Source organism: Bacillus haimaensis (assembly GCF_048270625.1).
Taxonomy (GTDB): domain Bacteria; phylum Bacillota; class Bacilli; order Bacillales; family Bacillaceae_I; genus Sutcliffiella_A; species Sutcliffiella_A haimaensis.
Genome location: NZ_CP158164.1, coordinates 2813436 through 2826534 on the forward strand (window position 1 = coordinate 2813436; position 13099 = coordinate 2826534).

Below are 13099 nucleotides of genomic sequence, written 5' to 3' on the forward strand. Positions count from 1 at the left end.
TTGGATACGTCAAAAGCAACAATGTATGCGAAAACAGCCTTTTATTATTGCGAAACGGAGTGAACGGCTAATGATTACTTCAACTTTAAATAATACGAACAAGGCATTGGACAGCAAGGATTGGATCCTTGGTATATTGGAAGAATTCCCCCACTTGGAAACAGAATCCTTCAATGAAAAAACAGATAAGCTGGTTGGAAGCCAAAATACGGAAATCTATAAGCATCTTACCTTGGAGGCGATTGGCTACATTTCGGAGAGTGAGCCAGATTGGACCTTTGTTGCCGAACGTATCCTTTTGAAACAATTATATGAAGAAGCATGTGAGACACGTGGCACAGATAGACCCTATGATAATTTTCACTACCTTTTGCATTCCTTGGTGGAAGTAGGCATTTTTCATCGTTCACTTCTGGATTCATATAGCATTGAAGAAATAAAGGAATTGGAAAAGGCCATCAATCCGGAGCAAGACAAGCTTTTTACATACATCGGCCTCAAGACGCTGGCAGACCGTTATCTGTCCCGTGGCTACAACAAGGCTCTATGGGAGCTGCCGCAGGAAAGGTTCATGATTATTGCGATGACCTTGATGGCCAAGGAAGAAAACAATCGTCTTGCTCTGGTAAAAGAGGCATACTGGGCACTCAGCAATCTGTATATGACGGTCGCGACACCCACCTTCTCCAATGCCGGGAAAAGCTATGGCCAGCTATCGAGCTGTTTCATCGATACGGTGGATGATAGCTTACAAGGAATCTATGACAGTAACACAGATATTGCCAATCTATCAAAGTCAGGTGGCGGAATCGGCGTGTATTTAGGAAAGATCCGCAGCCGAGGAAGTGATATCCGCGGCTTCAAGGGTGTATCGAGCGGGGTCATTCCCTGGATGAAGCAGTTGAACAATACCGCTGTAAGTGTAGATCAACTGGGACAGCGCAAAGGGGCCATCTCTGTATACTTGGATGTCTGGCATAAGGATATTTTCTCCTTTCTCGACAGCAAGCTCAATAACGGCGATGAGCGGGTGCGTACCCATGATCTATTTACCGGTGTCTGCCTCCCCGATGTATTTATGGAACAGGTGGAAAGCCGAGGCGACTGGTATCTGTTCGACCCGCATGAAGTGAGAAATGTGATGGGCTATTCGCTTGAGGATTTTTTTGATGAACAAAAGGGCGCTGGCAGCTTCCGTGATAAATATTGGGAGTGTGTGCACCACCCTTCCCTGCATCATGATAAAGTACCAGCCATCGATGTGATGAAAAGCATCATGCGTGGCCAGCTTGAAACAGGAAGTCCGTTTATGTTCTATCGCGACGAGGTCAATCGTATGAATCCCAACCATAACCTTGGGATGATCTATTGCACCAACCTTTGTACAGAAATCACCCAGAATCAAAGTGCTACCACCATGAACCAGCAATTTGTAAAGGACGGGGCGATTGTGACGGTGAAAACCCCTGGAGATTTTGTTGTTTGCAACCTCTCCTCCATCAATCTTGCGCGGGCTATCCCTGCTAAAGTCCTAAAAAGATTGGTAGCTATTCAGGTTCGTATGCTCGACAATGTCATTGATCTTAACAACATTCCGGTCCTTCAAGCAAAGCTGACCAATGAGAAATACCGTGCAATTGGTTTGGGAACATTCGGGTGGCATCATCTTCTTGCCTTGCAGGGAATCAAATGGGAAAGTGAAGATGCGGTACAATTTGCAGACTCACTCTATAGAGAAATCGCCTTTTATACGATTCAGGCAAGTGCAGCCTTAGCAAAGGAAAAAGGGGCATACCCAGCATTTGAAGGCTCCGATTGGCATACGGGAGAGTATTTCAGTAAAAGAGGTTATCAAACAGATGATCTTTTTGATTGGGGAGGCTTACAGGAGCAAATAGCTTTAAGCGGCATCCGAAACGGCTATCTCATGGCAGTGGCCCCTAATGCTACCACCTCAATCATCGCAGGCAGCACAGCAAGCATCGATCCCATTTTCCTGAAAGTGTACTCCGAGGAAAAAAAGGATTACAAAATTCCAGTGACTGCCCCTGATTTGGATGCAAGCACCACATGGTTCTATAAATCTGCCTACCATATCGACCAGCATTGGAGCATCGCCCAGAACGCGGCCAGACAGAAGCATATTGACCAGGCGATATCGTTTAATCTGTATGTGACCAATGGAATCAAAGCAAAGGCGCTCCTTGATCTGCATCTGGATGCATGGAAGCAGGGATTGAAGACTACCTACTATGTCAGGTCCACGTCAAAGGAAATAGAAGAATGCGATTCTTGCGCAAGCTGATAACTTAGGAGGGAAACAATGATGACTGCTTCACTGACTTCTCGATTACTGATGGACGCAACCGCTCCAAACCGATCGACGAAAATAATAAACGGCCAAAGCTCGAACGTGCTGAACTGGGACGATGTCGCCTTTTCCTGGGCCTATCCCAAATACAAAAAAATGCTGGCAAACTTCTGGTCACCATTTGAAATAAATATGTCCCAGGATATCAAACAGTTTCCCGATCTTACATCGGACGAAAAGGATGCCTTCCTGAAAATCATCGGACTTCTTGCATTGTTGGATAGCATACAAACGGATTACGCAGGAAAAGTGGCGGACTATTTAACCGATTCCAGCTTGAATGCACTGATGATCATGCTCGCCCAGCAGGAGGTCATTCATAACCATTCCTATTCCTATGTATTGTCAAGTCTGGTTTCCCGGACAAAACAGGAAGAGGTTTTTGAATACTGGCGGACTGAACCGACACTCCGAAAAAGAAACGACTTTATCACAAATGGATATGCCGCATTTGCAGAAAAGCCGGATGTGGAGAGCTTTCTTCATTCGATCGTCTATGATGTCATTTTGGAAGGACTGTTTTTCTATTCGGGATTCGCATTTTTCTATCATCTGGCAAGACAGCAGAAAATGGTCGCATCCAGCACCATGATCAATTACATCAACCGGGATGAGCAGATACATGTGGACCTATTCGTGAAAATCTTCAAAGAGGTGCTGGTGGAGTATCCGGAATATGATACAGGTGAATTGGCAAGCTTTGTTACACAAACCTTTGTACAGGCAGCAGAGCTTGAAATCGACTGGGCAAGACATATCCTGGGAGATAAAATTGCAGGGATAGATATAGAGGAAGTTGGGGCTTATATTAGGTTCTATGCCAACGTACGATGTAATCAACTCGGTTACGCGCGCCCCTTCGAAGGATACAGGACCAACCCTTTGAAATGGATCAAGGCCTACGAGGAGGTTGACCTTGGCAAATCAGACTTTTTTGAACAGAAATCCCGGCAGTATACAAAAGTGAATGTTGTGGACAATGGATTTGATGAGCTTTAAATTTATAGTTAAAAGCCGGTAGCTGAGTTACTCGCTACCGGCTTTTTATTCTCACCAAACAGGATAAAAGAAAATGGATACACTCAGATACACTACTCCCAACACCACATAGCCGATATACTGCTGCTTGTGTGAGAGCCAGACTTCCAGGCCCCTCATGAGAAAAGCCAGGCTTACCTGACAGAACATCCATCCGAGATACAATGTGTTATCTGTGTAGACACCAATACCACCAAAAATCAGTCCAGAAAAAAACAAAAGCAGCTGTAGTAAAACAAATGGCTTATTTCGTGATTTTATATCCTTAAACATCGACATTCCCCCTTGATTTGGTGCGAAAAATAAAGAGTTTTATGTATGTATATATTTATTTTAACAGAATTTTTCGAGAAAAGTCGTTTTTGTGTGATAATCGGTCAGGTCTTATTGCTGGGGGTATGGTAGTGGGATGAAAACTCAGATTCGTGCCGTTTAACAGACAAATACATTCGGGTGACGGAACGTATCACTACCTTTCTTACCGCCTGATAGACAAATACCCTCGGGGGACGGTACGAATCGCACCTTTTCGTACCGCCTGACAGACAAATACCTGCAGGTGACGGCACGTATCACTCCTTTTCGTACTGCCTAACAGGCAAATACCTTCGGGTGACGGCACATAAAAAAGCCCACACCTGGAAAATCCTCTCCAGCTGCAGGCTCCCCCACTTTATTTCTTCTTATAGAACACCCTCGAAGCTATCAGCCCAATCAGTCCCAAAGCAATAAAAAGAATCGCTTTGAACTGAATAGAAATAAACGGTAGATCCAGCAGAATCAGCTTTACGAGCGTCAATACCAATAATCCGACACCGATATATTTTGCAAGATTGAACCTCTTCCATATGCCCAGTCCAATAAAAACAACCGCTTGGGTCATCCAGGCAAAGCTAAGCCATAGGGTCTGGTTTTCATAGGCCAGATCACTTGTCATCGCCATCGTAAGCTGAGTAACAAACACCAACGAAAAGAAGGTGAAAAGCAGACCCCCAATGGTCAAGGTCCGTTTCCGCACATCCTGATTAAACTGCCAGACAACCCAGATCCCGAGTACAAACGTCACCAATAGAATCAGCCACTGTACCGACTCGAAGGATACAGGTTCCATAATTGGATCCACTAATACCATCATCGTCCCTATCAGGAAGATAAATACAGACAGCACCTTACTCGCCAAGCTTTTGTATTTGAAAGCTGCATAAAACGCACCCATACCCTGGAGCAGAAGCAAGGCTCCCAAATATTCATCTGAAAAGAAATGGAAGAAAAAGAAGAACATAAACAATAATCCGTTAATAGCAAGCTGATCGACTTTATGCTTCTGCTGCTTCCAAAGGAAACTCAATACTGCATATGTTGCAATTCCAAAAAGCAGATAAAGGGTAATGGAAAGGTCCTGGAATATTCCATACACCCATGTGTACGTAATAAATACACTACTAAATACCGTGCCTGCCTGTATCTTCATGAAATGCTCCGTTGTCAGGAAGAAATACAGGAGTACTGCATGCTGAATGATAATGGCAGTCGGCAGCAGATAGCTTCCTTCCACTTCCGGAGAAAATGCATAATAAAAAAGTAAAGCTCCATTTAATAATAAAAAGGATGCCACATACAAGTAAAGAAACCGAAGCCGAATGGCAAGAAACAGAAACACAAGGAATAGCACAGTTTCATATCCGACGAAAATGTAGCTGGACGGATTGGTGCTCTCGATCAAAAACGGTACGAGAAATCCTCCTACCACACTGATGATTGCGAGTGCTTGAGAGGAAAATCGCGTGGTCAACCAGACGCCGCCAATGATCCATATCACCTGAAGGATAAAAGCCGATATCGGTCCAATCATGCTGTATAGACTATGCATGGCAAAAGTGGCAAGGATCAGCACCGCTATGCCGCCACCAAGCAGGACCTGCCCCAATACTTCCCGCTTATGATTCATCTGCTTGTATCCGATAAAAAGGAAAGCCGCTGATGTAAGATAGCCAAGACTAATCTTGACCCAATCATTTAACCAGCCATAATCTGATGCCGCTTTAAAGCCCCATACCACACCGACAATAAATACGAAAATGAAAATACGGGGAAGCCAGGTTTGCAACAGGATCTTTTCCCAGTCCCTCGGTTCTGTTTTAAAAGGCTCGGGTATCGCCTTCCTTTTGATAAACGATTCCTGTCTTCCACTTATATCTGAAGGTGGAATAGGCGCAGCTTGCTTGATCGGTGCTTTCCTGAAACCAGCCTCCACTGGACTTTCCTCTATGTTCTTCACCTTCGCCTGCAAAAGTGATAGCTCTTGTTCCAAGACTTTCAGCTTCTCTTCCAGCGCGTCAATTTTGGACTCCTGATCCATATACTCACTCCAATATTAAGACATCGGCATTACAATTGGTAATTACAACCATAACTCCATCTTACTATTAGAACTGCGCCTGTCAACAACTAGAACAATTTAAAATACTGCAGGGCAATGATTGCCATGCCCAATATCCATACGTACACCGCAAACATTCGCAAGGAGTGCTTTTTTAAATAATTGATCATCCATTTGACGGCAAAATAGCCAAAAAGGCAGGAGGAAAGTATGCCGACCATCAAGGCCAGAAGAGAAATATCCTCTTTACCTGTCTGTGCGACCTCCACAGTCTGAAGGAATACAGCGCCCGCGATGGCTGGAGTGGATAGCAGAAAGGAAAAGTATGCCGCTGTTTCACGATCCAGCTTCCGGAATAAACCAGCCACAATCGTCAGTCCAGAGCGTGATATGGCAGGAAAAATCGCGGCAGCCTGAAAAGAGCCGATGAAGAGAGCATCCTTCCACGAAATATCCTCCATTTTCTTAGCGCCCTGTTTGATGCTGTCTGCAAACCATAGAAATGCTCCTGTGATCAGAAATTCCCATCCGATGGTAACCCCTGTTTTGGAAATCTCCTCAAAATAATCCTTAAAAGTCAATCCTATGACAACCGCAGGAATGGTCCCGATAATCAATAGAAAGGATAGCTTATGAAAGGGATTGCGGATAATTTTTGCAAACTCTTCCCTGTAAAAGTACAACACGGCGACCAATGTTCCAAAGTGCAGCATGGTATCCAGTAAGAGGCCTGCTTTCTGTAGCCCAAAAAGATTTCTGCCCAAATACAGATGTCCTGTACTTGAAATTGGCAGGAACTCTGTCAACCCTTGAATAATGCCAAGTATGAATGCCTCTATTTTAGACAAAATAGCTCCCCCCTCTACCCTCTCTTACGATCGAACACAAAATAAGTAATGGCTCCAAGAATGATCAGGATCATGATCGGAATGATCAAAGGCTGTGCGCTCTGTTTGATTTCCCGCCAATTCTCCCCAAGCTGGAAACCCAGAAATAAAAATAGAATGGTCCAAGGTATCACCGCTGCTACCGTATAAAATAAAAAAGGGAGAAATCTCATTTTTGCAATACCAGCGGGGATGGAGATGGCGTGCCTTACTACAGGAATGAAACGGGCCGTAAAAATGACGATCGGGCCATATTCCTGAAACCATCTTTCCGATACATCAAGATGCTTCGGATGAATGAATACAAACTTTCCATACTTTTCGAGAAACGGCCTTCCGCCCATGCTCCCAGCCCAGTATAAAAATAGCTGGGCAAATGTCCCCCCCACTACCCCAGCTACTGTAGCGGCCAGAAATCCTACCTCACCTTTGGAAATCAAATAGCCCCCATATCCAAGCACAATTTCACTGGGGATAATCTCAATCATCAATCCAAGTGCAATACCAAGTACACCCAATCCAGTAAAAAGCTCAAAAACAGATAGAAAGAAATGTTCCATTTATCACGCCTCTTTTTTGGTATGTTGTCCTTTATATGTATGAAAGCAAGTCCTTAATAATCACCATAAAAAAGAAACAAGCATCCGGGCTATCAAAAAGTATTTTGGAATTCAAAAAGGATTTTCTTGCTTTTTGTCGAATCGTATATATGATTGTCAAAATGAATGAGGTGACTGATGATGAAGAAACTGTTTCTTCTCTCTGTGTTCCTCCTTTTTCTTACAGCATGTGGCCAACCTCCTGAGATCAAGCAGCGGTATTCCTTTGTGGAAGTGGTAGAACAGCAAGAGGATGCTTCTCTGTCTGAAATAGAAGATATCGATCTGATATTAAGAAATGGCGAAGTGATCGTGGGGCTTGCGAAAGCTAATGAAAAGTACTCCCGTTACAACTTTGAGCAGACTCCTGCCTATGCCATTTTCGAATACACTGGTTATTTGACGGACGATATGATTATGTTCACTTATGATAAAGAAGAAGCGGTAGCACTTCTTGAAGAGCTGATACAAGAGGAAAAGGAAAAAGAGGAATAAAAGTGGTCGACCAAAGGGTTTGAAACTTCATCCCCTGACGGCTCGACCTTTTATTATCCTCATATTGTAAGCGTTTTCTTTTATTCTGGTGCTGAGCATTTGCATGCACCCATACACTTTATCAAGGGGGAATATGATGCCGTTATTAATAGGATGGGGGAATGAAGATGAACTCTTTTTGCATCCAAAGCTTTTGTGTAGGATATGACCTACTTGCGATCACCTTAGTTTGCATGATCATATTATATATAGGCTACCGCTTTTTGGGGCACGAAGACTGATAAATGGAATGGGACCGTGCATACTAAAGAAGAGGTGAATAATGATGAAAAAAATTTCACTCCTTCTTTTTTCGGCCTGCTTGATTCTTTGCCAACAGACCTTTGCTCAAACGGATATTCAAATAGAAGTATTTGACGTAGCACAAAGCAAGGTGGTAAAGTCCATTCCACTTGATGAAGATAAAAAAAATGAGGCCATCAGGCTAGTGAGAAGTGTTGAATCCCTATTTCCAAAGATAAATGCGACACCGAGATCAGGTATCATGGTCAAGGTTCCATTCGATTCCACCATTAATCTTAACAATATTCTTGTCAAGGATCCTGTGAAAGAAGTCATCTTCATTTTTCCAAACGGGGAACGGCCCTATATGCTTCTTTTTAATGAGCAGAAAAAGAATCCGATGTTTTACTACTTTAAGGAAGATGCAAGCCCGTTTTTGGAGCAATTAGGGGTGACCCTATAATGTAATACTGAAAAATGGTTACACTAACAATATCTATCTATTTTGGAGGAGCAAAAAATGAGAAAATGTTATCTACTCCTTTTCGCATTTTGTGTTAGTGTAACCTTACTTGCTGGATGCAGCACAAAGAATATAGATCCTTCCGCAGATAAAGGGCAAGCAGAAAAAGCTCCCCTTCTGCCGGTATCAGGGGACTATACTTTTTTGCGTTATGTGGAAGATAAAGAGCATACGGAATATCGTGTACTGTACAGCCAAGTACCGGACAGCAAAATTGTACAGGTAAAAACGGTCCAAAAACTTGATTCAACAGAAATTTCCGAAACCAATAATTTTTATGAAGAACTGAAGGACGGAATTTATGGATATGTGGTTCTATCAGAGGATTTCCCTAAAGATTGGACTGCCAAGGATATTAAAAAATTTCAAAAGACCAAAATCATCGCATATCCTCTTGAGGTTGGAAACAAATGGACAGAAAATCTGGAAGACTTGGGCGTGTCCATCTCCTACCACATTCGCTCCATTGATTCTACCTTGGAAACACCGGCAAAAACCTTCAACCAAACTATTGTCATTGATTTTGAAGAAAAGGATAAAGAGGGAAAAATCCTGCGAAAGGGTACTTCCACCTTTGTACCACAGATCGGTTGGATTCGTCATGAAACAGAGGAGGAGTATTTAAAAGACATTCACGAACTCGTGAAAATCAACGAATCTTAACTCATTATTTCTTAGCTCATTTTTTTCATGAATATTAGAACTTTCAAGCTTTCACTTACGTTTTAAGGTTAGCCATTGCTAAAGTTAGTTTTTATAAAAATTTAATGAAGAGTCATATCAATATCGTGTATAATAGTAAACGTGCAATTATTATATTTTAGGCTATAAACCGTTACATACATTTTTCCAATTTTTAATATTTATTCATGGACGGGGGATGGACTGTTGAGGTTAAGTAAAATTATCTTTGTTATCAGCATCATGGCAAGCTTTTTAATGCTAGTTGCCTCTGTCATAGCATTTGTCATACAAGACATCGGTTACTTTTGGGTAATGTTTGCCTTGATGGTTATCAGTATTCTGCAAAACATTTCCGTTTACAAACATATTTATACAAGTGAAGAGCCGGCAAAAAGCTAGACCGCACCTTTTACTATAAATAAGGGCGGTCTTTTTCATGCCAAAATTAAGACCAAATCAACCTCTTCTCTCAAAATCAAGAAATCTTGTACCCTGAAAAGTCAGTTTCCCCTTATCTCCCTCTGCCAATAAGCCAAAGGCACCTTCCTTCATCATGAACTCCATCCTGTCTCCGCTTTCCACTTCGAATGTGCAGAAATAATCAGTGGATGTTTGAGAATGGTGATGATGATCATGATTATGAGTTCCCCCATGTCTTCTTACCCTTGTCCGCTTGGCTACGAGAATTGCTGCTACACTCAGTTTCGGCTGCTGATTATTGCTGCTCCACTCTTTGATGCCTCGAAAAAAAGAAAAAAGAATGATACCGAGAACGATAATAAAAAAGATCGGAAATAGCTGAAAAAGAAAATCCCCTGCAAAAAATCCACCAGGCATCCCCATATTGTCTGTCATCATATATACCCCTCCTTTTAAGTCTCTACATCGAATATACGTATTGTAGGCGGGGAAAGTTCCGAAAAAAAAGAAGCTGGTTTTCCAGCTCACCTACCAAAACATTTCCCTCATAATTTCAATTCCGTCCCCAGAAATTTCCCCTCTCCATCATAAAGATGAAATTTTCTCACCACTTTTCCCCCTTTAATAATGTGTTCAGGGATTTCAACATGCAGCAGAAATTGCTGATTCTTCACATCGCTTGCGGCCTGGAAAATCATCTCATCCTCGAGTTCCACCTCCAACACCACTTTTTGCACTTCCCCCATATTCGGAATAAGCCCATGAATATAGGTCAACTCACCATCTGCACTTGTTACCTGTTTTTCTTCAAAGCAAAAAGTCTTCTCTCCCTCCATCGAATAGGTATCCCTTTCTCTTTCAGACGCTATTCGATAGCCTTCCTCTGCAATTTCAAAGCTGCCCAAAACAGTATTCAATTTATTATTTTCAAGGGAATGAAGCATATAGGTTTGATTCACTCTGTCCATAAACAACAGCTCCATCCCGGCATGTTCCAATGAAGCATCTATTGCTCCCTGCAGGGTTTTGTAATAGTAAACGGGGGAAGATCCGCTTTTTATAAAGGATTCCGCTTTTTCAATCTTAGTAAAGTACGCTTGAGGAGGTACTGTTATTTTCTTAACTTCGTTTTCTCCCTTAATATCAGTAAGAATGGTCTTAATGGCCAAGTCACGGTTTTCTCCAAGGAAAAAAGCATAGGTCCCTTTATTCGTTTCAACAAGCTCTGAATAGAAAGCTTGATTATCCAGAACGCTCTTCAACTTTAATTGCCGGTTCATTCCTTTTTCAAAAATCATCGCACCGATGGTATCCTTTTTATGTAAGTAGGTTGCAATAACAGTGGTGGATTGATCGATGGTATGTATCTCCAACAATAAAGGCTCATCTTCTTTATACCATTCATGAAGGAAATGTTGTATGTCTGCTTCGGAGTGCTGTAAGGAGTAGATGTCATAATGATGAACAATACCCGCTGCAACTGCGATAATGCTAATGAAAAAAACGAGCAATGCTACTTTTCTCAAGCAATCTCCCCCTCTGCAAGATCCATATTTTTAGAAAAAAATTACTTTTTTTTAGTTCTATAGCCTCATCTTCTATCATAGAACAAGTTTTCTTCGGTAGCTATTGGGAAAGTTGCAACTCTATTTGGACTTTTATTCGTGATTCCCACTGACGATTTTCCTCAGATGAGAAAAGTACTATGAGAATAAGGAAATAATTGCATTTTTTAATATAATTTGGACAAGTTAAGAAAGATAAATCTTAAGGAGGGTATCTGTTGAAGAAATTAGTATTCAGTTTGATTACTTGCTGGCTTTTATCAACTGTCGGAGCATACTCTATGGTCCATGCTGAGGATCACGCCAATCACCCAGCAGAGCATCATAAACATAAAATGGAATGGGAAGCCGGAGAAAAAGAAAAGATGGAAGAATTAATCAAACTTGGCTACTCCAAGCATGATATCTTTGTTGCCCTGAAGCTTTCCAAAGAAGCAAATGTCGAGGCGGAAGAGATTCTTGCATTCCATCAAAACAGTAAGTCATGGCAAGAAACGGCCACTCATTTTGGCCTGGACCCAACTAAAGTAAAGCATCATCATGACTGGAAGAAACACCATCTCTATCTGGAGAAAAATAAAGACAAGGTAATGCCCTACTTGGCAACTTATCTTGGTAAAGAGGAAGCGGAGTTGAATGGCTACCTTGAAGATGGTGCAAAGCTTCATAATCTCGTAAAAGCTTCCATTGTCTCAAAGCTTGCAGGAGTGGAGCTGAAGGATGTTCTGAAGAAAAAGGAAGATGGTCAATCCTTCCGCGACATTGCAAAAGAGTACAAGCTGGAAAAAGCAGACTTGATGATGGAAATGAAAAAGCTTAAAGATGCGATTGATGCGTAAAAAACGCTCCCGGTGATTCTTTCTCACTGGAGCGTTTTTTTCTTATCCACTTTTCCTACTTACGCAAAAACCGAATTATTTTACTTATATTTTATATTTTAATTCGCTTTTTACTTTTCAGGGGTTTCTTTTTTTCTGATTTTCCGATATAATCGCTACATAATCCAAACAAATTCATATTAGAAACTCGTATAATAGTGGGAATATGGCCTACAAGTCTCTACCAAGCTACCGTAAATGGCTTGACTACGGGTGATACCCTGACATGGTACAAGTCAGCAACAGTCATTCCCTGCTGCGCTTGTATTGTTTATTTTCCATTAATAAACCCGAAAGTCTTGGTGGTCACTTGTAGTACAGTGCCAACCAGCTTTCGGGTTTTTATTTATTCATTTTTAGGAGGCAACGAGATGGAAGCTTTGAAAAAAGCCATTCAAGAAAAAGGCACTGTTCTTCCAGGTGGGGTACTGAAGGTTAACTCCTTTCTAAACCATCAGATAGATACCGGTTTAATGATCGAGATTGGAAAGGAATTTGCACATAGATTTAATGACTGTGGTATCACCAAGGTCATTACGATCGAATCATCAGGAATCGCACCGAGTTTCTTCGCCGCTCATGAGCTTAATGCACCACTGGTTTTTGCCAGAAAAAAGAAATCACTTACTCTTCAGGATAATCTCTATACAAGCAGCGTCTATTCCTTCACTAAACAGGAAACTAGTGAAATTACCGTTGCCAAAGAATTTCTGCATGAGGATGACACCGTCCTGATCATTGATGATTTCCTGGCAAATGGTCAGGCAGCACTTGGCTTGGTTGATGTAGTGAAACAGGCTGGTGCAACTGTAGCAGGTATTGGGATTGTCATAGAAAAATCCTTTCAGCCTGGCAGAGAAAAGCTGGAATCAGCAGGCTACCGTGTTGAATCGCTGGCAAGGATTGAAAGCTTGGACAATGAATCCGTTACGTTTCTTCAGAAGGACGCTGTCCATAGCTAATAAAATTTCTATTTG

Annotated in this window: 14 protein-coding genes and 1 riboswitch; of the genes, 8 read left to right on the top strand and 6 right to left on the bottom strand. The window is 41.9% G+C overall.

Features of this window, described 5'->3' with window-relative positions:
• The first annotated feature begins 70 nt into the window (after positions 1-70).
• Positions 71-2305, top strand: a complete 2235-nt coding sequence (locus ABN702_RS14275; protein ID WP_417897477.1) for a ribonucleoside-diphosphate reductase subunit alpha — start codon at positions 71-73, stop codon at positions 2303-2305.
• A 21-nt stretch (positions 2306-2326) separates the two neighbouring features.
• On the top strand, positions 2327-3370 hold the full coding sequence (locus ABN702_RS14280; RefSeq protein WP_417900918.1) for a ribonucleotide-diphosphate reductase subunit beta: 1044 nt from the start codon (positions 2327-2329) through the stop codon (positions 3368-3370).
• A 51-nt stretch (positions 3371-3421) separates the two neighbouring features.
• Here the strand turns inward: ABN702_RS14280 and ABN702_RS14285 are convergent, their stop codons facing one another.
• The 4 genes from ABN702_RS14285 to ABN702_RS14300 form a co-directional block, all read right to left on the bottom strand.
• Complete coding sequence (locus ABN702_RS14285) at positions 3422-3682, bottom strand: hypothetical protein (protein WP_417897478.1); 261 nt, start codon at positions 3680-3682, stop codon at positions 3422-3424.
• 400 nt (positions 3683-4082) lie between these two features.
• Positions 4083-5768, bottom strand: coding sequence for a DUF2339 domain-containing protein (locus ABN702_RS14290; protein ID WP_417897479.1), 1686 nt, complete (start codon positions 5766-5768; stop codon positions 4083-4085).
• 89 nt (positions 5769-5857) lie between these two features.
• Positions 5858-6637 carry an undecaprenyl-diphosphate phosphatase gene (locus ABN702_RS14295; protein WP_417897480.1) on the bottom strand — a complete coding sequence of 260 codons (780 nt, stop codon included), beginning with the start codon at positions 6635-6637 and terminating at the stop codon, positions 5858-5860.
• Between the two features lie 14 nt (positions 6638-6651).
• Positions 6652-7236, bottom strand: a complete 585-nt coding sequence (locus tag ABN702_RS14300) for a DedA family protein (RefSeq protein ID WP_417897481.1) — start codon at positions 7234-7236, stop codon at positions 6652-6654.
• Positions 7237-7413: 177 nt separating this feature from the next.
• On the opposite strand from ABN702_RS14300, the gene ABN702_RS14305 reads away from it, so the two are divergent.
• The 4 genes from ABN702_RS14305 (at position 7414) to ABN702_RS14320 (ending at position 9658) form a co-directional block, all read left to right on the top strand.
• Complete coding sequence (locus ABN702_RS14305) at positions 7414-7770, top strand: hypothetical protein (RefSeq protein ID WP_386636865.1); 357 nt, start codon at positions 7414-7416, stop codon at positions 7768-7770.
• A gap of 322 nt (positions 7771-8092) precedes the next feature.
• On the top strand, positions 8093-8515 hold the full coding sequence (locus ABN702_RS14310) for a hypothetical protein (RefSeq protein WP_417897482.1): 423 nt from the start codon (positions 8093-8095) through the stop codon (positions 8513-8515).
• Positions 8516-8572: 57 nt separating this feature from the next.
• Positions 8573-9238: a hypothetical protein gene (locus tag ABN702_RS14315; protein WP_417897483.1), complete on the top strand. Its 666-nt coding sequence runs from the start codon at positions 8573-8575 to the stop codon at positions 9236-9238.
• Positions 9239-9463: 225 nt separating this feature from the next.
• A complete protein-coding gene (locus ABN702_RS14320; protein WP_417897484.1) occupies positions 9464-9658 on the top strand; it encodes a hypothetical protein in 195 nt (64 codons plus the stop codon).
• A 57-nt stretch (positions 9659-9715) separates the two neighbouring features.
• On the opposite strand, the gene ABN702_RS14325 is transcribed toward ABN702_RS14320, so the two are convergent.
• Complete coding sequence (locus tag ABN702_RS14325) at positions 9716-10117, bottom strand: DUF2500 domain-containing protein (RefSeq protein WP_417897485.1); 402 nt, start codon at positions 10115-10117, stop codon at positions 9716-9718.
• A gap of 107 nt (positions 10118-10224) precedes the next feature.
• Entirely contained in the window at positions 10225-11205 is a 981-nt protein-coding gene (locus ABN702_RS14330; RefSeq protein WP_417897486.1) for a hypothetical protein, read from the bottom strand.
• 257 nt (positions 11206-11462) lie between these two features.
• Between ABN702_RS14330 and ABN702_RS14335 the strand changes: the two genes are divergently transcribed.
• Both ABN702_RS14335 and ABN702_RS14340 read left to right on the top strand, forming a co-directional pair.
• Positions 11463-12083 carry a hypothetical protein gene (locus ABN702_RS14335; protein ID WP_417897487.1) on the top strand — a complete coding sequence of 207 codons (621 nt, stop codon included), beginning with the start codon at positions 11463-11465 and terminating at the stop codon, positions 12081-12083.
• 167 nt (positions 12084-12250) lie between these two features.
• Positions 12251-12352: riboswitch (purine riboswitch) on the top strand.
• Positions 12353-12493: 141 nt separating this feature from the next.
• A complete protein-coding gene (locus tag ABN702_RS14340; RefSeq protein WP_417897488.1) occupies positions 12494-13084 on the top strand; it encodes a xanthine phosphoribosyltransferase in 591 nt (196 codons plus the stop codon).
• Positions 13085-13099 lie beyond the last annotated feature (15 nt).